The organism is Chitinimonas naiadis (assembly GCF_054780835.1).
The window spans coordinates 124,838-145,432 of sequence record NZ_BAAGVO010000007.1; the positions used below are offsets into that span (position 1 = coordinate 124,838).

General features: G+C 60.4%; 25 protein-coding genes. 17 read left to right on the forward strand and 8 right to left on the reverse strand.

Going from position 1 to position 20,595, the window contains the following annotated elements:
* Positions 1-6 precede the first annotated feature (6 nt).
* The 17 genes from ACYVHK_RS21020 (at position 7) to fliR (ending at position 15,810) form a co-directional block, all read left to right on the forward strand.
* Positions 7-1,692: a SpoIIE family protein phosphatase gene (locus ACYVHK_RS21020; protein ID WP_460536209.1), complete on the forward strand. Its 1,686-nt coding sequence runs from the start codon at positions 7-9 to the stop codon at positions 1,690-1,692.
* 17 nt (positions 1,693-1,709) lie between these two features.
* Positions 1,710-2,411 (forward strand): chemotaxis protein CheB, encoded by a 702-nt coding sequence (locus ACYVHK_RS21025; protein WP_460536211.1) that lies wholly within the window; start codon positions 1,710-1,712, stop codon positions 2,409-2,411.
* Between the two features lie 41 nt (positions 2,412-2,452).
* Entirely contained in the window at positions 2,453-3,826 is a 1,374-nt protein-coding gene (locus tag ACYVHK_RS21030; RefSeq protein ID WP_460536213.1) for a sigma-54-dependent transcriptional regulator, read from the forward strand.
* A gap of 206 nt (positions 3,827-4,032) precedes the next feature.
* Positions 4,033-4,356: a flagellar hook-basal body complex protein FliE gene (gene fliE / locus ACYVHK_RS21035; protein ID WP_460536215.1), complete on the forward strand. Its 324-nt coding sequence runs from the start codon at positions 4,033-4,035 to the stop codon at positions 4,354-4,356.
* 13 nt (positions 4,357-4,369) lie between these two features.
* Positions 4,370-6,094, forward strand: a complete 1,725-nt coding sequence (gene fliF, locus ACYVHK_RS21040; RefSeq protein WP_460536217.1) for a flagellar M-ring protein FliF — start codon at positions 4,370-4,372, stop codon at positions 6,092-6,094.
* 129 nt (positions 6,095-6,223) lie between these two features.
* A complete protein-coding gene (gene fliG, locus ACYVHK_RS21045) occupies positions 6,224-7,225 on the forward strand; it encodes a flagellar motor switch protein FliG (RefSeq protein WP_460536219.1) in 1,002 nt (333 codons plus the stop codon).
* Between the two features lie 12 nt (positions 7,226-7,237).
* On the forward strand, positions 7,238-8,062 hold the full coding sequence (locus tag ACYVHK_RS21050; RefSeq protein ID WP_460536221.1) for a flagellar assembly protein FliH: 825 nt from the start codon (positions 7,238-7,240) through the stop codon (positions 8,060-8,062).
* On the forward strand, positions 8,046-9,473 hold the full coding sequence (gene fliI / locus ACYVHK_RS21055) for a FliI/YscN family ATPase (RefSeq protein WP_460536224.1): 1,428 nt from the start codon (positions 8,046-8,048) through the stop codon (positions 9,471-9,473). The genes ACYVHK_RS21050 and fliI overlap by 17 nt, the downstream gene beginning before the upstream one ends.
* Positions 9,474-9,498: 25 nt before the next feature.
* Positions 9,499-9,951, forward strand: a complete 453-nt coding sequence (fliJ, locus tag ACYVHK_RS21060) for a flagellar export protein FliJ (RefSeq protein WP_460536228.1) — start codon at positions 9,499-9,501, stop codon at positions 9,949-9,951.
* Positions 9,952-10,025: 74 nt separating this feature from the next.
* Positions 10,026-11,294: a flagellar hook-length control protein FliK gene (locus ACYVHK_RS21065; protein ID WP_460536230.1), complete on the forward strand. Its 1,269-nt coding sequence runs from the start codon at positions 10,026-10,028 to the stop codon at positions 11,292-11,294.
* Positions 11,295-11,451: 157 nt separating this feature from the next.
* The gene (locus tag ACYVHK_RS21070) at positions 11,452-12,030 is read left to right on the forward strand and encodes a flagellar basal body-associated FliL family protein (protein WP_460536233.1); all 579 of its coding nucleotides are present in this window, start codon (positions 11,452-11,454) and stop codon (positions 12,028-12,030) included.
* Positions 12,031-12,065: 35 nt separating this feature from the next.
* Positions 12,066-13,085: a flagellar motor switch protein FliM gene (gene fliM, locus ACYVHK_RS21075; protein WP_460536236.1), complete on the forward strand. Its 1,020-nt coding sequence runs from the start codon at positions 12,066-12,068 to the stop codon at positions 13,083-13,085.
* Positions 13,075-13,524, forward strand: a complete 450-nt coding sequence (gene fliN, locus ACYVHK_RS21080; RefSeq protein WP_460536238.1) for a flagellar motor switch protein FliN — start codon at positions 13,075-13,077, stop codon at positions 13,522-13,524. The genes fliM and fliN overlap by 11 nt, the downstream gene beginning before the upstream one ends.
* Before the next feature lie 11 nt (positions 13,525-13,535).
* Positions 13,536-13,997, forward strand: a complete 462-nt coding sequence (gene fliO / locus ACYVHK_RS21085) for a FliO/MopB family protein (protein WP_460536240.1) — start codon at positions 13,536-13,538, stop codon at positions 13,995-13,997.
* Positions 13,994-14,731, forward strand: coding sequence for a flagellar type III secretion system pore protein FliP (gene fliP, locus ACYVHK_RS21090; protein ID WP_460536242.1), 738 nt, complete (start codon positions 13,994-13,996; stop codon positions 14,729-14,731). The genes fliO and fliP overlap by 4 nt, the downstream gene beginning before the upstream one ends.
* 11 nt (positions 14,732-14,742) lie before the next feature.
* Positions 14,743-15,012 (forward strand): flagellar biosynthetic protein FliQ, encoded by a 270-nt coding sequence (fliQ, locus tag ACYVHK_RS21095; RefSeq protein WP_460536244.1) that lies wholly within the window; start codon positions 14,743-14,745, stop codon positions 15,010-15,012.
* A 9-nt stretch (positions 15,013-15,021) separates the two neighbouring features.
* Complete coding sequence (fliR, locus tag ACYVHK_RS21100) at positions 15,022-15,810, forward strand: flagellar biosynthetic protein FliR (protein WP_460536246.1); 789 nt, start codon at positions 15,022-15,024, stop codon at positions 15,808-15,810.
* A gap of 53 nt (positions 15,811-15,863) precedes the next feature.
* Here the strand turns inward: fliR and ACYVHK_RS21105 are convergent, their stop codons facing one another.
* From ACYVHK_RS21105 to ACYVHK_RS21140, 8 genes are all read right to left on the reverse strand, one after another.
* Positions 15,864-16,202: a P-II family nitrogen regulator gene (locus ACYVHK_RS21105; protein ID WP_460537079.1), complete on the reverse strand. Its 339-nt coding sequence runs from the start codon at positions 16,200-16,202 to the stop codon at positions 15,864-15,866.
* Positions 16,203-16,281: 79 nt separating this feature from the next.
* On the reverse strand, positions 16,282-17,064 hold the full coding sequence (locus ACYVHK_RS21110; RefSeq protein ID WP_460536248.1) for a peptidylprolyl isomerase: 783 nt from the start codon (positions 17,062-17,064) through the stop codon (positions 16,282-16,284).
* Positions 17,065-17,135: 71 nt separating this feature from the next.
* Entirely contained in the window at positions 17,136-17,393 is a 258-nt protein-coding gene (locus ACYVHK_RS21115) for a BolA family protein (protein WP_460536250.1), read from the reverse strand.
* A gap of 5 nt (positions 17,394-17,398) precedes the next feature.
* Positions 17,399-17,701: a YciI family protein gene (locus ACYVHK_RS21120; RefSeq protein WP_460536253.1), complete on the reverse strand. Its 303-nt coding sequence runs from the start codon at positions 17,699-17,701 to the stop codon at positions 17,399-17,401.
* Between the two features lie 7 nt (positions 17,702-17,708).
* Positions 17,709-18,290 (reverse strand): inner membrane-spanning protein YciB, encoded by a 582-nt coding sequence (locus ACYVHK_RS21125; RefSeq protein WP_460536255.1) that lies wholly within the window; start codon positions 18,288-18,290, stop codon positions 17,709-17,711.
* Between the two features lie 86 nt (positions 18,291-18,376).
* Positions 18,377-19,180, reverse strand: coding sequence for an ABC transporter ATP-binding protein (locus ACYVHK_RS21130; protein ID WP_460536257.1), 804 nt, complete (start codon positions 19,178-19,180; stop codon positions 18,377-18,379).
* The gene (locus tag ACYVHK_RS21135; RefSeq protein WP_460536260.1) at positions 19,177-20,184 is read right to left on the reverse strand and encodes a FecCD family ABC transporter permease; all 1,008 of its coding nucleotides are present in this window, start codon (positions 20,182-20,184) and stop codon (positions 19,177-19,179) included. The genes ACYVHK_RS21130 and ACYVHK_RS21135 overlap by 4 nt, the downstream gene beginning before the upstream one ends.
* Positions 20,185-20,186: 2 nt before the next feature.
* Complete coding sequence (locus tag ACYVHK_RS21140; RefSeq protein WP_460536263.1) at positions 20,187-20,594, reverse strand: VOC family protein; 408 nt, start codon at positions 20,592-20,594, stop codon at positions 20,187-20,189.
* Between the last annotated feature and the right edge of the window lies 1 nt (position 20,595).

The following is a 20,595-nucleotide window of genomic DNA, read 5'->3' on the forward strand; positions in this document are numbered from 1 at the left end:
TCGCCCATGAAAGTGCTGCTTGCCGATGACGCCGAAGTGGTCCGAATGCTTATTGGCCGCTTTGTCGAGTCATTGGGCCATGAGCTGATTCTGGCGGCCGACGGTGTCGAGGCCGTCGAGCGCTGTTTGTCCGGTCGCCCGGACATGGTGCTGATGGACATGATGATGCCGCGCCTCAATGGGCCGGAAGCTGGGCGACAGATCAAGACGGCACTGGGTGCGCACTGGGTGCCCATCGTGCTCATCACGGCGGTCGAGGAAGTGAACAAGCTGGCCGATGCGATGGAGGTCGGTGCAGATGACTACCTGCTCAAGCCCATCAATTTCCGCATCCTCGAAGCCAAGATCAAGGCGATCGAACGCACGGTGGAGCTCAATCGCAAGGTGCGTGAACAGGCTTCCAAGCTTGCCAATTATTTTGATCGTGCCGAAGAGGAAAAGCTGGTTGCACGTCACCTGATGGAGCAACTGGTCAATCGGGAGCGTTTGTCCGATACGCAGCTGCATACCTGGATTGCACCGGCAGAGAGCCTGTCGGGCGACTTGATTGCCGCAGCCCGCACGCCGGGGCAGGTACTGCACCTGGTTTTGGCGGACGGCATTGGCCACGGCCTGACGGCCGCCCTCAATGTATTGCCACTGACCCAACCCTTCTATGCGATGACGGAGCGAGGTTTCAGCCTTGCCGACATCCTGATCGAGATGCATCGCAAGGTCCGGCAGGTCTTGCCGGCCGGCCGTTTTGTCGCGCTGGCGTTTGTGGCTGTGGACTTTGCCAAGCAGACGCTGGAGATATGGAACGGCGGTATCCCGGAGCTACGCCTGTATGGCGATTCGGGCGCCTTGCTCAAGCGCTGGCCGTCCCGGCACCTGCCACTGGGCATCCTGCCGGTGGATGAGCTGGAGCTGGAGGTCGAGCGATACCGCTTTGCTGGTCGTGCCAACCTGGTGATGTGTTCGGATGGCTTGTTGGAAGCGCACAATGAAGCTGGCGAGGCTTTTGGTGCGGCGCGACTGGGTCTTGCCTGCGCCGGTTATCCGGCCTCGCAGGCATTGACCCGCACGGTGCAGGCGCTGGCGGACTTCCTGGCGGGGGCGACGTGTCACGATGACGTGTCGCTGGCGATTGTGGATCTTGATCCGATGGCGGTGCTGCCGTTGCCCGAGCCTGCGGAGATCGGCCTGATGCCGGAGATGATCGGCGAGGTGCGTTGGCGCTATGCTTTATCACTGGGTGCTGCCGAGCTCAAGAGTCTGCATACCGTGCCGCTGATCATGGGCTTTATCAGCCAGATCCGCCCGCTGGCCCAGGCGCATGCCGACGTGTTCCTTATCTTGACCGAGTTGTTCCTCAATGCGCTGGATCACGGTTTGCTGGGCATGTCGTCCGAATTGAAATCCGGTGCGGACGGCATGGAGAACTATCTGCAGGAACGTAGTCGTCGCCTGGCGGCGCTGGAGGATGGTCGTATCGACATCGAATTGGCCGGCCATGATCTGGGTGGGCGCTCCCTGCTGCGGATACGTGTTTCGGACAATGGCCCGGGCTTTGATCACCGCTGGTTGCAGGAGCCGGACGCCTTGCGCCCCAGTGGGCGCGGCATTGCCCTGGTGGCGGCGCTATCGGCATCATTGCGCTTTTTTGGTAGTGGCAATGTGGTGGAGGCCTGCTATCTTACTCGCCCTTCGTAGCGAGCTTGGATGACCTCGTGACCAAGCCCCCCCGAGCTGTTCCTCTCGAACCCATGGATATTCCGCCCAGCCTCAGTGCCGATGCTGTACTGGCCATATCGGAACGCCCTGCGCGTGGTCCTGCTGAGCGGCTGATCATTGTCGGCGCGTCCACTGGCGGCACCGAGGCGCTGAAGCATTTCCTGCTGCCTATGCCCCCAACCGCGCCTGCGATTCTGATTGCCCAGCATATGCCGGAGATGTTCACCGGCCCCTTTGCCGCCAGGCTTGATACCTTGTGCAAGATGCAGGTCAAGGAGGCCGAGGCGGGTGAGCTGGTAAAGGCTGGGTGCGTCTATATCGCGCCAGGCCATTCCCATCTGTTGCTGGGTTTGTCCGGTGGGCGCTATGTCTGTGAACTGTCGCGCGCAGAGCCGGTAAACCGGCATCGGCCCTCGGTGGATGTGCTGTTCCGCTCCGCAGCCAACAATGCGGGACGGCACGCCATCGGTGTCATCCTGACCGGGATGGGGCGGGACGGCGCGGTGGGCATGCTGGAGATGAAGCGTGCCGGCGCCTACAATTTTGCCCAGGACGAAGCCAGCTGCGTGGTGTTCGGCATGCCCAAGGAAGCCATTGCGCTTGGCGGGGTGGATGAAGTGGCGCCGCTGGCCGAGTTACCCTCCCGTATTCTGGCCCATTTGCGCGGTGCGCTCCCCAAAGTGAACGACGGCGTGTAAGCTCGCCGCCCAACTGATCGACTACTGATAGAAGCTTGCCAATGCCTGCACTGCCCATTCTGATCGTCGAGGATGACAATGATCTGCGCGAAGCACTGATCGACACCCTGGAGCTGGCGGGTTATCAGGTGCTGAGTGCCGAAGACGGTGAGTCGGGCCTGCTTGTACTGGCTGCTCGCAAGGTTGGGTTGGTCCTGTCGGACGTGCAGATGCAGCCCATGGATGGTGAGACCCTGTTGCGACGGGTCAAGCTGGAGTATCCGCATATTCCCGTGGTGCTCATGACCGCCTATGGCGTGATCGAGAAGGCGGTAGCCGCCTTGCATGCGGGGGCAGCGCACTACCTGCCCAAGCCTTTCGAACCGGATGATCTGCTGGCGACGGTGGCCAAGTACATGTTGCCAGCCGTGGATGATGATGCGGTCATCGCCGAAGACCCGGGCATGCTGCGTCTGCTGGACATGGCGCAGCGCGTGGCGCAGTCTGAGGCGGCCGTGATGATTACCGGCGAGAGCGGTACTGGCAAGGAGGTGCTTGCCCGCTATATCCACCGACATTCTCCGCGCGCAGAGGGTCCTTTCGTGGCCATCAACTGTGCAGCCATTCCCGAGCAGTTGCTGGAATCCACCCTGTTTGGGCATGAAAAAGGCGCCTTTACCGGTGCGGGCAACCAGCATATCGGCAAGTTCGAGCAGGCAGACGGCGGCACGCTGTTGCTGGATGAAATTTCTGAAATGCCGCTGGAACTGCAGGCCAAGCTGCTGCGGGTATTGCAGGAGCGGGAGGTCGAGCGAGTAGGGGGCAAGAAGCCGATCAATATCGATATCCGGGTGCTGTCTACCTCCAACCGCGATATGCCGCTCGAAGTGGCTGAGGGGCGTTTTCGCGAGGATCTGTATTACCGGCTGAATGTTTTCCCCTTGATGCTGCCTGCTTTGCGCGAACGGCCGGACGATATTGTCGCCCTGGCACGCGCCATGCTTTCTCGACATGCTATCTCGAGCAAACGCCGAGTACCGTCAGTGAGCAAGGAGGCTGCGCTTGCGTTGACGGCGCATCGTTGGGAAGGGAATATCCGCGAGCTGGAGAACGTCATGCAGCGTGCGCTGATCCTGGCGCCGGGTGACGAGATAGAGACTGAGCACCTGTTTTTGCCGGCAGTGCGCCGGCAGGATTTGCCGCAGGCGGCAAAAATTGCCGCTGCCGGCTTTCAGGCTTTGCCGGTCGAGGTGCCTGCATTGCCGCCGCAGCCGGCAATTACGGACATCCGGATGCTGGAGCGGCAGCACATTCTGGATACGCTCAAGCAGGCGGGCGGGGTGCGCAAGCTGGCCGCAGAGCGATTAGGTATGAGTGAGCGGACTTTGCGTTATAAACTGCAGCAATACCGCGAAGAAGGCTGGCAGGAAGAGTAGTTCGGGTTTTGGTCGGGGCGAAGAGTGTGGCGGAGGACGCGGCGCCAGCATGACGGTGAGGGCCGAATGCTGTGAAGCGCGCAAGCCTTGTGTGGCGCCGTTGCACGGATATCGACCCGGTTTTGAATAAAAAGGCCGTTGGCCTGTAGATTGCTTGCTATTGTTTAAGCGAGCCACATACAATTTCACGCAATTCGAGGTGCATCATGAGCGTGCAAGGGATAGACAATCTGCTGGGTGAGTTGAAGGCCATGTCCGCCAAGGCGGCTGGCCAGGCTTCGTCCACCGCGGAAGCCTTGCCAGAAGGTGCCGATTTCGCATCGGTATTGAAGTCGTCGCTCGACCAGGTAAATCAGATGCAGCTGGATTCGCAGGCAAAGCAACAGGCGTTCGAAACGGGCGACCCGAATGCCAACCTGCAAGACGTGATGGTCTCGCTCCAAAAGGCGAGCCTGTCTTTTCAGACTATGGTGCAGGTTCGTAACAAGCTGGTTTCCGCATACCAGGAAGTTATGAACATGCAGGTGTGATATCGCCTGATATATGGATGACGCGGTCGTAGCCGTCGACAATCGAGACGCACAGCAGGGTGAGCGCCCCACACTCATCCAGCGCTTCAATCAGCTTCCCAATCCCCGCAAGATACTGTTAATCGCCGTTGCCGCTGCCATTATTGCCGCAGCGGCAATTGCGTTTCTGTGGGCGAAAGATCCTGGCTACAAGATTCTGTTCGCGAATATTTCGGACAAGGACGGTGGCCAGATCGTCCAGACGCTGCAGCAGCTGAACGTGCCTTACAAGCTTGAGGCCGGCGGCGTGATCTCGGTACCTGCCGAGTTCGTTCATAGCGCGCGTCTGCAGCTTGCCTCGCAGGGCTTGCCCAAGGGCGGTACCGTTGGCTTCGAGCTACTGGATAACCAGAAGTTCGGTATCAGCCAATTCGGCGAGCAGGTCAATTATCAGCGTGCCGTTGAGGGTGAGCTGGCGCGTTCCATCGAATCGCTGTCCGCAGTGTCGTCGGCCCGTATTCATCTGGCCATGCCCAAGCAGACCGTGTTCCTGCGCGAGCAGCAGAAGCCGACTGCCTCGGTGCTGTTGACCCTGCATCCTGGCCGTACGCTCGATGGCGCGCAGATTGCCGGCATCATCCATCTCGTTTCCAGCAGCATTCCCGACCTGCCGGTCAAGAACGTCACGGTGGTCGATCAGGATGGCAACCTGCTCTCCAACCTGCCTGACCTCATGAATGGCGGCAATGGATCGTTGAACCAGCGCCAGATGGCTCTGGTGCACCAGCAGGAAACCCTGCTGTCGGAGCGTATCCAGAAAATTCTCGAGCCCATCGTCGGCAACGACAACGTCAAGGCCGAGGTGACGGTTCAGATGGACTTCTCTGAAGTCGAGCAGGCCATCGAGAGCTTCAAGCCGAACTCCCCGCCCAATGCGTCTGCGATCCGTAGCGAGCAGACGGCCGAGGGTAGTGGTGCCGCAGCCAACCAGCCCTCTGGTGTGCCGGGTGCGCTGTCCAATCAGCCGCCGGGCGCGGCGAGTGCGCCGGTGACCCTGCCCAATCCACCGGGTGTCACCGTCAACAATGGCGCCGGCGGTACCAGTCACAAGGAAATGACCCGAAACTACGAAGTCGACAAGACCGTCGAGCACGTGAAGCAGCAGGTGGGTGTGCTCAAGCGCGTCAATGCTGCCGTGGTGGTCAACTTCAAGCGGGTCCAGCAGAAGGATGGTGGCGTCAAGTCCGTACCGCTAACCCAGGCCGAGATCAATCAGGTTACCAACCTGGTACAGGAGGCCATCGGCTACAACAAGGATCGCGGTGACTCGGTCAAGGTCGTCAATGCTGCCTTTGCCGATCGCGTGCTGGATGTTGCCGGCAAGTCCTTCTTCGAGAAGCTGACGGAATACCTGATTGCCCATACTGCGGACATCATCAAGGTCATCCTGATTGCGTTGGTTCTGGCGTATCTGATGTTCGGCGTCGTGCGTCCCATCCTGCGTGATGTCATCCGGCCCAAGCAGGACAAGGGTGCCATGGGCGGTGAAGAGGGTGGTGTCGCACTGACGGCCGAGGAACTGGCCCAGTCGGAGGTGGAAGCCGAGGTGGTAGCCGAGGCCGAAGCCAGCATGCAGCTCGCGGCCTTCAGCGAGTTGCTGCAGCGAGCCAAGGAAATGGCAAAGGAAGATCCCCGTATGGTGGCAACCATTATTCGCGAATGGTTGAATGCCGACCCTGCCGACCAGAAAACAACTTGATGAAATGGGGGCTTAACGCCCCATTTCATTTTGTGTCCTGGATAATTAGCAGGCGGCATGAGCGTGAAATGCGCCTGATGCTGCCAAATTGAATCTGCGGATCAACCGCAATAGTCGCCAGGAGCCATCATGGCAGCCAATGATGAAGCCATCCGCCGTAGCGCCATCTTGTTGATGAGCCTCGGTGAGGAGGCCGCTGTCGAGGTGTTCAAATACCTCGGTCCCAAAGAGGTACAGAAGATTGGCCTGGCCATGGCCAGTATGGACAATGTCACCCGTGAGCAGGTAGAGGAAGTCGTTGGCGATTTCCTGGGTTCGACCATGAACCGAGCCAACTTCGGTGCGGCTGACGAATACATCCGCTCGGTGCTGACCAAGGCCCTGGGCTCGGACAAGGCAGCCAACCTGCTTGATCGCATCCTGCAAGGTGGTGATAACACCGGTATCGAATCTCTGAAGTGGATGGATTCGGTGGCTGTGGCCGAACTGATCAAGAACGAACACCCGCAGATCATCGCTACCATTCTGGTCCATCTGGAACCGGATCAGGTTTCGGAGGTGCTCAACCAGTTTGTCGAGCGCCTGCGTAATGATGTGCTGTTGCGTATTGCTACGCTTGAGGGGGTCCAGCCCACGGCTCTGCGCGAATTGAACGATGTGCTTACCCAGTTGCTCTCCGGTGCGGACCGGGTCAAGAAGTCGGCCATGGGTGGCGAAGGCATGGCGGCGGAAATCCTCAACTTCATGGGGGGCGTGGTCGAAGCGTCTGCGATCAATGCCATCCGCGAGTACGACCCGGAACTGGCGCAGCGCATCCAAGACAAGATGTTCACCTTCGAGAACCTGGTGGATATCGACGATCGCGGCATCCAGTTGCTGTTGCGCGAGATATCTTCCGATTCGCTGATTACCGCCATGAAGGGCACCAGCGAAATTCTTCGGAACAAAATCTTCAAGAACATGTCGCAGCGTGCCGCCGAGATGCTGCGGGACGACTTCGAAGCCAAGGGCGCAGTCAAGGTGTCCGAAGTCGAGGCCGAGCAGCGCGAGATTCTCAAGGTGGTGCGTCGCCTGGCGGATGAAGGTCAGATCGCCATTGCCAAGGGCGGTGGCGAGGGCTTTGTTGAATAAGGTTGCCAAGCAATGAAAGCCTGGGGTAGCAAGAAAATCATCCGCCGCGAGGATCTGCCCGAGGTGGCCTTGTGGCAGGTCGATCAATTCAGCGGCGCATCGGTGCAGCGGCCTCATGTGCTGGTGCCCGAACCGCTGGACAGCGAAGAGCCTGCCATTGCGCCGGTCGAGCTGGAGGCTGAGCTGCCGGAGTCTGTCGAGCCGGAGGTTCGCCAGGTTCCTATGGTCGAGCCGGAGGAGCTGGAGCGACTGAAATCGGAGACGCGCGATGCGGCCTATCAATCCGGTTATCAGGATGGTCGGCAGCAAGGGCAGAGCGATGGCGAGACGGCGGGACGCGAAGCGGGCTACGCCGCCGGTTTTGAGGCCGGGCAGGCGCAAGGCCGACAAGTCGCGGGCGAGGAAGTGGCGCGCTTCATGGCCCTGAGCGAGCAGTTGGGCCAAGAGGTAGCAGCCTATGAGGCTCGTCTGGCGGAGCCGATACGGGATATCGCTATCGCGGTGGCGCGCCAGGTGCTGCGGACCAGTCTCGCGGTTGAGCCGGAAAAGATGCTGGCGGTGATACGCGAGGCCATCAACAGCCTGCCTGAACTGCAAGGGCCGTTGAAGCTCGAACTGCACCCCGACGATATTGCGCTGGTCAAGAGCATGCTGGCAGACGACAGTACGGCGGCACAGTGGCGCTTCGAGGCGATGCCGGAGATGGAGCGTGGCGGCGCCAGGATCAGCCATTCCACGGTCGAGCTGGACCTGACCTTACCCAATCGTTGGCGTCGTATTGTGGAAGCCCTGGGTAGCGACGAGCCGTGGCAGATCGACGATGACAGCGGAAACTGAAAACGCGGGCGAGCAAGGTGCGCTGGACCGCTGGCAGCGCTATGCGGCGGACTGCCTGGGTACGGTACAGGGCACGCGCCCCTGGTTGCCGCGTGGTCGTCTGACCCGGGTAGCTGGTCTGGTCCTGGAGGCGGTAGGTATCAAGCTGCCGGTGGGGTCCAGTTGCCATATCATCATCCCTACCGGACATAGCGTTGAAGCCGAGGTTGTTGGCTTCAACGGTGACAAGCTGTTCCTGATGCCGGTTGCAGAGGTCTATGGCCTGGAGCCTGGTGCCTGGGTCGTGGCATACGAGGACGTAGCTGGGCGTGTACCTCGTCTTGACGGCAGCCAGGCGCCGCGTCGCCGGGTGGAAGACCGGGGGCGGCAGGCGGCGGTAGGCCCGCATTTGCTTGGACGCGTTCTCGATGGTCTGGGGCGCCCGCTGGATAAGCTGGGGCCGCTCAAGGCGGAGACCCATGTTCCGCTGTTTTCCCGTCCGTTCAATCCGCTGGACCGTGTGCCAGTACATGACGTACTGGATGTCGGCGTACGCGCCATCAATGCCATGCTGACGGTGGGGCGCGGCCAGCGCCTGGGCCTGTTTGCCGGCTCGGGCGTTGGCAAGAGCGTGCTGCTGGGCATGATGGCGCGCTACACCACGGCGGATGTGGTGGTGGTGGGCCTGATCGGCGAGCGGGGGCGGGAGGTCAAGGATTTCATCGAGAACATCCTTGGTAAGGAAGGCCTGCAGCGCTCGGTGGTGGTGGCTGCGCCTGCCGATACGCCGCCGCTATTGCGCATGCACGGCGCCGCCTACGCGACCGCGATTGCGGAATACTTTCGGGACCAGGGTCTCAATGTACTGCTGATCATGGATTCTCTGACCCGTTATGCGATGGCGCAACGGGAAATCGCCCTTGCGATCGGCGAGCCCCCTGCGACCAAGGGCTACCCGCCGTCGGTCTTTGCCAAGCTGCCTGCGCTGGTCGAACGTGCCGGCAATGGCCATGAAGGCAGTGGTTCCATCACCGCCTTCTATACTGTACTCAGCGAAGGCGATGACCAGCAGGATCCGATTGCTGACAATGCACGGGCCATTCTGGATGGGCATATCGTGCTGAGCCGCCTGCTGGCGGACGCGGGTCACTATCCGGCCATTGACATCGAGCAATCGATCAGTCGTGTCATGACGGACATCATCCGGCCAGAGGAATATGACCTGGTCCGACGCTTCAAGCAGCTCTACTCCCGCTACCAGCGTAGCCGGGATCTGATCAATGTCGGTGCCTATGTGCGGGGTTCCGACCCGGTACTGGATGAGGCCATCATGCTGATGCCTGCCATGGAAGCCTTCCTGCAGCAGGGGATATTCGAGCGCGAGGGCTATGAAGGCGCGCGTATGCGGCTGGCTAGCCTGTTCACTGGCTGATTGCCGCTAACCCGGTACACCACTCATGGCCAAGGCTTTCCAGTTTGCATTCCTGCTCGAGCTCGCCGAAGACAAGCGTGAGGAAGCAGCACGTGCGATCAGCGCCGCCATCCAGCGGCTGGAACAATCCAAGCTGCGGCTGACCCAGATCGAGCAGTATCGCCAGGAGTACCGCTCCCGGCTGACCGATACGGCCAGTCGGGGCATGCGTATCCATCAATGGAACGATTTCCAGTTGTTTCTGACCAAACTGGACGCCGCTGTTGAACAGCAGGCTGTCGACAAGTTGCGATGCGAATCGCAGGTCGAGGCGACCAAGCAGGCTTGGTTGGTTTGCGAGAAGGAGGTCAAAGCCTATGAAATGCTTAGAAGCCGGCATACTGAGCGCGAAAATGTGAAAGAGGCGAAGCGGGATCAGAAGATGTCCGATGAATGGGCATCGATTTCGCAACGCAGGCGGGATCATCCGGATAATTGATCCCACTCTGGCATTGTCCTTGCTATCAGTCGTCCATACCCATGATGGGTTGTGTCGAAACAAGGATTCTTGCAATGCCTGCCACCAATACCGCCAACAATCCCTTACTTAGCCTGGTTTCGGCCACCGCCAAGTCGTCGGCGAACAATCGCAGCGAGGCTGCGAGCGGGCAGTTGTTTGAGGCGTCACTCAATCAGCGCCTGCAAACCCGCCAGAACGAGCAGTTGGCCAAGGCTGCCGCTCCCAGCAAATCGCCCCAGTCCACAACCCCGGTGCAGAGCCAGCCTGCCAAGGTGGCCGAGCCGGAGAAGCCCGCTACGGCCCAACAAACCAAGCCCGCGGAGCCCACCAAGGCACCTGCCAAGGAGGCTGGCAGCGAAGGCAAGGCGGTAAAGGATAAGTCGGCCGACAAGGCGGATGACGGTCAGGACGCCGCCGAGGCGGACCCCGCCCAGCAAGCGGCTGCGGCGGCGATGGCAGCCATGCTCGCGCAACTGCAACAGATGCAGGTGGAGCAGGGGGCTGGCGCGCCGCCCCCGGTAGCAGAAGATGCCACCACCCTGGTGGGCGATGTGCTGCAGGGAGAGGACAAGGCTTTTTCCCTGGCTGAGCTGACGGCGAAACTTGCCACGGAGCGGCAAGCGCTGCCGGGTGATGCGGCGGCTGACAAGAAGCGACAGTTGCTGGAAGCAGGCAAGGACTTACTGGCGGGGCAGCAAGCCGCGGCGGAGCCCACCACTGAGCTTACACCGGTGATGAGTGCGAGTGCGGCAACCGAGAATTTTGCCCAGCTACTGGATCAGCGCGTGCAGAGCGGCGCGGCGGCTGCCGCAACCCAGCAAACACAGACACCGATGATCCGTATGGAAACTGGCAAGAGCCAGACCTTTGAGCAGACGCGGGCTGCGGTGTCCATCCAGCACCCGGTTGGTGGTGAGGGCTGGGACAAGGCGCTGGGCAACAAGGTGATCATGATGGTCAGCAACCAGCAGCAAGAGGTGGAGTTGCATCTGAACCCACCGCATCTTGGCCCGATGGAGGTCAAGCTGTCCCTGAACCAGGACCAGGCGACGCTGACGTTCGTGGCTGCGCAGCAGCCGGTGCGGGATGCACTGCAGGCCTCGCTGCCCAAGTTGAGCGAAATGCTGGCCGAGAGTGGCATCCAGCTTGCGCAGGCTAATGTGCAATCCCAGTCGAGCCAGGATGGCGGGCGGGAGCAGTCTTCCGGTCGGCAGGGTGGGCGTGGCCGCAGCGAAGGCGTGGAAGACATAGCGAATCAACCAGCAAGCTGGCAGGCGCGTTTGCCGATCAGCTTGCCGGGTAATGTGAACTTGTTTGTGTAGGCGGCTTGTTTTTTGCCTGGAGATGTGAGGGGAGTGCGCCAAACCCGCGCCAATGCTTGTTCCTGTGGCGGGTTTGCTTTATAAATGGTTTGAGCACGCATGGGTTCGGGCGTGGCATTCGTTTATACCAATACGCACTCCAAAAGGACACATCCCTATGGCAGAAGCCAAGAAACCTGCGCCAGCAGCTGACGCGAGCGACAACTCGTCCAAAGGCAAGAAGAATACGGTCCTGTATATCGTCATCGGCCTCTTGGTCCTGGTGATCCTGGCTGGAGGGGCTTTTGGTACCTGGTTGTTCCTGACGATATCGGCCAACCAGAGCTTTGGTGATCCGGCGGCAACCGCTGAACAAGCGGACGGCCATGGTGAAGAGGACACCAAGAAGGAAAAGAAGAAGAAGGAAAAGAAGAAATCCGAGCATAGCGAGGCACCAGTCTTTACCAAGCTGGATACCTTCACCGTCAACCTGGCCAACGGTACCGTCCTGCAGACGGAAATCCATGTACAGGTCGCCGATGAAAAGCAGTCGGAGGTCATCAAGAGCTATCTGCCGCGTTTGAGCAGTCAGGTGAACCTGCTGCTGGGCTCGAAGAAGCAGGATGACATTGCAACGCTGGAAGGCAAGGTCAAGTTGATGGAAGAAATCAAGCAGACCATCAACAAGGTACTGGGCGCGAAAGAGGATGAAGACGGCGTGATGAGCGTTGAATTCAAGACCTTCATCGTCCAGTAAGGTCAAAGCAACACAAGCAGGATTGGGGTCCGAACATGGCCGACGATATTCTCTCGCAAGAAGAGGTTGATGCTCTCCTACGCGGGGTAACCGGTGAAGACGAAGACGCGGACGAGGGGCTGGATACCTCGGCTATCCGTGCGTACGACATCGGTCGGCAGGAACGTATCGTTCGTGGCCGGATGCCGACGCTGGAAGTCATCAACGAGCGCTTTGCCCGTAATCTGCGGATCGGCCTGTTCAACTTCATGCGACGCTCGGCCGAAATCTCGGTCGGGCCTGTACGTGTTCAGAAATACAGCGAATTCATTCGCAACCTGGTGGTGCCCACCAACTTGAACCTGATCCACATGAAGCCGCTGCGCGGTACTGGCCTCTTCATTTTCGATCCGGACCTGGTGTTCCTGGTGGTCGACAATATGTTTGGCTCGGACGGCCGGTATCACGTCCGGGTGGAAGGTCGCGACTTCACGCCCACGGAGCAGCGCATCATCTTGCGCTTGTTGGAAGTGGTCATGGACGAGTACCGCAAGTCATGGGAACCGGTTTTCAAGACCGAGTTCACCTATGTCCGCTCGGAAATGAATACGCAGTTCGCCAATATCGCGACACCAACGGAAGTCGTGGTGGCATTTACGTTCAAGATCGAGCTCGGGTCAGGTGGCGGGGATTTCCATGTCTGCTTCCCCTACTCGATGATCGAGCCGCTGCGCGATATGCTCTACAGTTCCATGCAGGCTGACCGCATGGAGTCGGATAATCGCTGGGTCAAGCTGTTGTCCCGCGAGGTCCAGAACTCCGAGGTCGAACTGATTGCCAACCTGGGTACTGCGAAGATCACGCTGGGCGAGATTCTCGATCTGAAGGCCGGTGACGTGATCGGGATCGATATTCCCGAGAATATCGTCGCCGAGGTGGACGGTGTACCCTTGCTTGAAGGTCACTATGGCACGCTGCACGGACAATATGCCCTCAGGGTGGAGAAAGTGTTGACCACGGCAGAGAACCTGATGATGGACGAGGAGCCACAAGAGGACTTAGAGCATGAGCAATGAAACCGAAGAACAGGGCCTGGATGACTGGGCAGCTGCCTTAGCTGAGCAGCAAACGATGGAAGCTGCCATGGAGCAGGCCGCGGCCGAGCAGGCAGCGGTGGTATCGAGCCAGCCATCGGCATCGCCAGCGGACATCTTCCAGAGCTTCGACAAGCAGCCTGAGCGTCCCTCCGGGCCGTCTGGCATCGAAATGATCATGGACATCCCGGTGGCCATGACGGTGGAGCTGGGACGCACCAAGATCGCCATTCGTAGTCTCTTGCAACTGGCCCAGGGCTCGGTGGTGGAACTCGATGGCCTGGCCGGCGAGCCCATGGATGTATTGGTAAACGGTACCTTGATCGCACAGGGTGAAGTCGTGGTCGTGAACGACAAGTTCGGTATCCGCCTCACTGACATCATTACCCCGGCTGAACGTATACGCCGCCTGCACAAGTAACGATCCCATCCATGCGAATCAGCGCTTATCTCGCCGCCGCGTCCATCGCGGCGGCTTCTATTTGTGTGCTAGCCAATGAAGCCGCGCAGAAGGTACCGGCGCTGCCCGCATCGGCTACGCCTTCCCTGCTGGGTTTCTTCCAGGTGATCCTGGCCTTGCTGCTGGTGATTGCCGCCATTCTGGCCACGGCCTGGATGATGCGGCGTTTTGCACCGGGGCATCTGGGCGGCCCAGCCAGGTTAAAGGTAGTCGGCGGTGCCATGGTGGGCGCCAAGGAGCGCGTCGTGGTGGTCGAGATACGCGATACCTGGCTGGTGCTTGGCGTGACGCCATCCAATGTCACCACACTGCACAGCCTGCCCAAGCCTGAGGATGCCGAAGTGGCGCCAGCCACCACCATGCCATTTGCAGAGCGTCTGGCGGGCGTACTGAAGGCACGGACAGGCCATGCGGGTGAAGGGGGGCAGGCATGAAGCTGCGTTTCCTGCCCATGGCGCTCCTGTTGCTCGCCATGCCCGTCATGGCGGCCGATGCCGGCTTGCCCCTGTTGACCAGCCAGCCCAGCGGGGGAGGGCAAAGCTACACGCTGACCCTGCAAACCCTGCTGTTCCTGACCGGCATCACCTTCCTGCCGGCTGTGTTGCTGATGATGACGGCCTTTACCCGCATCGTCATCGTGCTCTCCATGCTCCGGCAGGCGCTGGGTACCATGCAGGCGCCGCCTAACCAGGTGATCGTCGGCATGTCGTTGTTCCTGACGGTGTTTGTCATGTCGCCTGTCCTCGACAAGATCTGGGTAGAGGCCTACGAGCCCTACAGCCAGGAGAAGATCGGCTTTAACGAGGCGATCGAGCGGGGCAGCAAGCCACTCAAGCAGTTCATGCTCAAGCAGACGCGGCAGAAGGATCTTGCGCTGTTTATCGAGCTGTCCCAAAGCGCCAAGCCCAACGGGCCGGAGGATGTCAGCCTCAAGGTGCTGGTGCCCGCTTTTGTGACGAGTGAGCTGAAGACGGCGTTCCAGATTGCCTTCCTCGTCTTCATCCCTTTCCTGATCATCGATATGGTGGTGGCCAGCGTACTGATGGCCATGGGTATGATGATGGTCAGTCCGGTCACGATTGCCTTGCCGTTCAAGATCATCCTGTTTGTGCTGGTGGATGGCTGGACCCTGTTGATCGGGTCGCTGGTTCAAAGCTTCTATACCTAGGAGTTAGGTCCATGTCTCCTGAAATGGTGATTACCGTCATTCAGCGTGCTTTCGAGGTCATGATCCTCGTGGGTGGCCCCATGCTGATCGCCGGCCTGATCGTGGGTCTGATCATCAGCGTGTTCCAGGCGGCGACGCAGATCAACGAAGCCACGCTGTCCTTCATTCCCAAGCTGCTGGTGACCTTCCTGATCGCAGTGCTGGCCGGGCCCTGGATGCTCTCCATCCTGATGGACTACACGGTACGCCTCTACCAGGCCATACCGACCATGATCGGCTGATCCCCGCCCATGTTTACGGTTACCGATGCCCAGATACAGGCTTGGCTAGGGGTGCTGCTCTGGCCGGCCTTTCGCATCATGGCGATCTTCGCGACCGACCCCTTCTACTCGAGCCGCAGCATTCCGGCGCGGGTCAAGGTGACGCTGGCGATCCTGCTGTCCATCCTGATCGCGCCTGCCTTGCCGCCCATGCCGGCGGTGGCGCCGGTTTCGCCCTTGGGGATACTGATCCTGGGACAGCAGATCCTGATTGGTACGGCCATCGGCCTGACCATGCGGCTCGTATTCTCATCCGTAGAGATGGCTGGCCATCTGGCGGGTTTGCAGATGGGCCTGGGCTTTGCCAGCTTCTACGATCCGCAGCATGGCACCAATACCGTCGTGGTCGCGCAGTTGACCAGCCTGTTGACCATCCTGGTCTTTCTGGCACTGAACGGCCATCTGCTGGTGATCGAGACCATCGTCAAGAGCTTCGTGCTGCTGCCCATCTCGGCGGAGCCCATCAAGGCCTTGGGCTTCCGGCTGCTGGTGGACTCTGCCGCGCAGATATTCACCTTGTCGCTGCTGCTGTCCTTGCCCGTGCTGGCAGCCTTGCTGATCACCAACCTGTCCATCGGTGTCATGTCCCGGGCTTCGCCGCAGTTCAACGTCTTCGCGGTCGGTTTCCCGCTGACGCTGGGAGTGGGGATCGCTGCGCTGTATTTCTCCTTGCCGCAGTTCGTGCCCCATATCCAGCGTCTGGTCGATCAGGCCACCCGACTTGCCTACAAGCTGGCGACGACCTTTGCCGGCAATTGAAAAAGCCCGCTCAGGCGGGCTTTTTCTATTGCGACCGATAGCGGAAGCCAGTATCAGACAGCGTCTGCGCCGGTTTCACCAGTGCGGATACGAACCACCTGTTCCACCGAAGTGACGAAGATCTTGCCGTCACCGATCTTGCCGGTACGGGCGGCCTTCACGATGGCATCGAGGGCGGGGTCTACCTTCTCTTCGGTGATCACGACCTCGATCTTCACTTTGGGCAGGAAGTCGACGACATATTCCGCACCCCGGTACAGTTCGGTGTGGCCTTTCTGACGGCCAAACCCCTTCACTTCGGTCACGGTAAGGCCGGTGACGCCGACTTCGGCGAGTGCTTCGCGTACCTCGTCGAGCTTGAACGGCTTGATGATGGCTTCGATTTTTTTCATGCCCATGGGTATTTCCTCCATCTGACGTGACAAAGGGCCTTGCGGCCCTTTGTTGCATGGCTCGGGTAAGCGTACTGCCTTACTCGACCTTGGCCTTGGTGCGCAGATCGGCGATCAGCTTGTTCAGTTCCTGGCCTTGCAGCTGTTGCTGGATGCCGGCCTTCACTTCTTCGAAAGCAGGGCCTTGCGGCTGACGCACGTCGTCCAGCTTGATGATGTGGAAACCGAACTGGGTCTTCACCGGAGCGGCAGTGACCTGACCCTTGTTCAGCTTGGTCATGGCATCGCCGAATTCCTTCACGAAGTTGGTCGGAGCGGCCCAGCCCAAATCGCCACCGTTAACCTTGCTGCCCGGATCCTTGGACTTTTCCTTGGCCAGGTCTTCAAACTTCTTGCCCTTCTTCAGCGCGGCGATGATGTCGTTAGCTTCCTTCTCGGTCTCGACCAGGATGTGGCGAGCCTTGTATTCCTTCGACGGCATCTGGGCCTTGAGCTTGTCGTACTCGGCCTTCAGGGTTTCGTTCGAGATAACGCTGGTCTTCTGGAAGTTCTGCACGAAGGCCTTCAGCAGAGCGTTTTGCTGAGCCATGGCGACTTCGATCTGGAAGTCGGCATCCTTGTTCAGGCCGCGCTTGGCAGCTTCCTGGGCAACCACTTCATTGGTGATCAGGTCTTCGCGGATCTTGGCGCGCAGTTCCGGGCTGTCCTTGGCGCCGCGTTCAGCCAGCTGCTTCAGGATGTAGTCCATCTGGGTTTGCGGGATGGCTACGCCGTTGACAACGGCCACCGGCTTGTCGGCCGCGAAGGCTGCACCGGCCAGCATGGCGGCGATCAGAGCAGGGGCGAAAATCTTGGTTTGCATTCGAATACGTCCTTCTTAGTCTTTAGAGGGGTAATAATCGTCTGGGCTGTCTGGTTCACACCAGGCAGGCCCTAGGCATTTTCGCCAGGAGTGCGGGCATCGATCGCCAGCGCGTGGATATCGCGCCGCATCATCTCGCCCAGTGCTTCATAAACCAATCGATGACGGGCAACCGGTGTCAGGCCGGTAAACCGCTCGGACACGATCTTCAGGAGATAGTGCCCGCCACCGGATGCTGCGCCAGCATGACCGGCATGTTTACTGCTGTCATCGCGCAAGTCCAGCATTACCGGGTTCAAGCTGGCAAGTTTCTCACGGATTTGTTCCATCGTGTTCACGCCGGTAGCACCTTCTTGAATGGCTTGACCTCGACCCTGGCATAGACGCCGGCAGCCTTGTAGGGATCAGCTTCTGCCCAATCGGTAGCGGCGGCCAGGCTGTCGAACTCGGCGACGATGAGGCTACCGGAAAATCCAGCAGGCCCGGGGTCATTGCTGTCTATGGCAGGGAAGGGGCCGGCGAGCAGCAGGCGACCCTGCTCCTGCAGGGTTTTCAGCCGCTCCAGATGAGCTGGACGGTTCTCCAGTCGCAAGGCCAGGGTATCTGCCGCATCGTGACCGGTAATCGCGTAGTACATGTTCGGTTTAGCTTTCCTGGCTGTCCGCCGGGGTTTCCGGCATATGGCGACTCAACCAAAGCCCTTGGGCGATGGCAAAAATGAAGGTGAGGCCCAGTACGCCGAACAACTTGAACTTGACCCAGAAGGCCTCAGAAAAATTGAATGCCACGAACAGGTTGAGCGCGGCCATGACGAGGAAAAATCCGACCCAGGCCCACATCAGCTTGTCCCAGACCTTGCCGGGCAGGCTAAGTTCCTTACCCAGCAGCAGCGCCATGGGCGGTTTGTTCAGTCCGTAGCGGGAAACCAACAGACTCACCGCCAGTGCGATATAGAGCGCGGTGGGTTTCCAGAAGATAAAGGTCGGGCTGTGCAACAGCAGCGTGGCGCCGCCGAGAACGACGATCAGCGCCAAGCCGATCCATTGCATCATTTCGATGGGCTTGCCACGTAGTTTCAGCCAGCCTATCTGCGCGACCGAGGCTGCTATGGCAAGCGCGGTGGCAAATTCGATGGGCTTATTGAGGCCGTACTCGGGAAAGGCGAGACCGGAGGAATAGCCGGCGAAGAAGATGATGACCGGCAGGAGGTCGAACAGGAATTTCATGGGCGGCGATTATGCCGGGGGGATTCCCGCACGGCAATCAGTCTTCGACGAGCGGGACGGCCGGCGAGCAATTCGCCGCCCCCGTTTCAGGCTGCGGCCGCAACATGCATCTGCCAACGCCCGTCCGCATCCCGGGATACGTCCACCGGCCAGCCATAGGCTTTGCTCAGATGGCCGGGCTGCAACACTTCAGCCACATCACCCTGTGCGAGCAGACGGCCATGGTCCAGCAGCATGATGTGATCGGCCCAGCGTGCGGCCTGCGCCAAATCGTGCAGGACCGCAACAATGGTTCGTCCCTGCGCGGCTTCCTGGCGCAGGCGGCTGAACAAAATGGCTTGGTACTTGAGGTCCAGGTGATTGGTCGGCTCGTCCAGCAGCCATACGGGGGCATCCTGGGCGATCAGGCGGGCCAGACCGGCCCGTTGCCGTTCGCCGCCGGACAAGACCCGCCAGGGCCGTTGCGCGAGCTCGGTCAGGTCAAACGCAGCCAGTGCGGCGTTGACCTGTGCATGATCGGTCGCGCCAGGTTGGGCAAAGCTGCCGAGCAGCGGGCGGCGGCCCAGCATGACGTATTCCTCCAGGCACAAGGGCAGGTCCTCGGGCGAAAACTGGCCCAGCCAGCCTATATGCAAGGCCCGTTGTGCATGGCCCAAGGTGCCAAGAGCCTGCTGGCCAAGCGAAACGCTGCCCTGGCTGGGGGGCTGCAGGCCCCCCAGGAGCCGCAACAGCGTGCTTTTGCCGGCACCGTTGGGGCCGACCAGGGCGGTCACTTGGCCTGACGGCAGATCGGCGGTGACATCGGCGAGCAGGGTATGGCGCTGGTGGCGATAGCCCAGGGCGCGCAAATGCAGGTCCAGCCGCTTTGGGGGAGTAGGGTTCAGGTTCATAGGCGTTCTCCGACCTTGCGGCGAAATAGCCAGACAAAGAAGGCGGGTCCGACAAAGCCGGCGAGCAGGCCGACCGGGATATTGATCGGATAGGCAATACCTCGAGCCAGGCTATCCATCAGCAGTAGAAACAGCGCCCCCCAGACTGCCGAGAGGCCGATCAGCTTGCGCCGGCTGCCGCCCACGATCAGGGCACAGGCGTTGGGTATCATCATGCCGAGAAAGCCGATGATGCCGGCGACCGATACGGCGGCGCCCACGGCCATGGCAGCCCCTACGGTGGTCAGCAGGCGTACGCGGTCCACCCGGACGCCCAGGCTGTGCGCCACCTCGTCACCCAGCAACAGGCAGTCGAGATCCCGCCCCAGTGCGATCAGCAGGGCGATACCCGCCAGGGCGACCGGTGTCGCCCAGGCCAGTGGGGCACCTGTCGTGGTGCCGAGCTGGCCGGAAAGCCAGCTCATGGCACTGCGCAGGGCGAGGTCATCCGACATGAACAGGATCAGGCCGGTGGCTGCAGCGGCAAAACTGCCCAGCATCAAGCCCATCAGCAGTAGTCCCACATTGCCGCCGCCTACCAGTCGGACCAGTAGCAGCAGCAACCAGGTTGCCAGCAGGCTGCCGGCAAAAGCCGCTACCGGCAGCGGCAGGATGGTGAGGCCGAAAGCCATCACGCATACCACCGCCAGGGCTGCGCCGCTGGAGGTGCCGATCAGGGTCGGGTCTGCCATGGGATTGCGGAACAGCGCCTGCAGGGCGGCGCCGGACGATGCCAGCGCGGCACCCACCAGCAGGGCGGAGAAAACACGTGGGAGCCGTAAGCCGGTCACCAGCGGGTCCTGCCAGTCTGGCCATTGCCAGCCATCGCCCTGGAAGCCGACCGCGAACAGCAGCAGGCTGATTGTCGCGACAAGCAGGCTCAGGCTTGGCCAGAGCGAGGTGCCGATGGCTTGTTGCAGGGTGGGAAGGGGTTTACGCAACCAGAACGCACGAGCAGTGGGCATATTCAGGTCGCCAATACCTGGCCGATATGCCAGAGCACGCCGCTGGGGTCCATCAGCGAGAATTGGCGGACACCCCAGGGCTTGTCCTCCGGCGGAATGGCACGGCTGCCGGAAAAGTGCTCCAGCAGCTCCTTCTGCTTGATCTCCCGCCACCAGCTGTTGACGTCCTCTACCAGCAGGTGCATGACGCAGTTTTGCGCCCAGTCCTTGCGATAGAAATCCTGCAGCAGGAAGGCGGTGGCGCCGATGCGCAGCTCTGCCAGCGCTTCATTACGCCATTGTTCCTCGAATCCCAGTTCGCGATAGAAGCGGCAGGAGATATCGAAGTCCCGTGCGGGGATGAAGGGTTTCAGTTCCAGTGTATGGGGCATGATATTGACCGGGATATAGGCAATGCTGCGGGGGCGCATG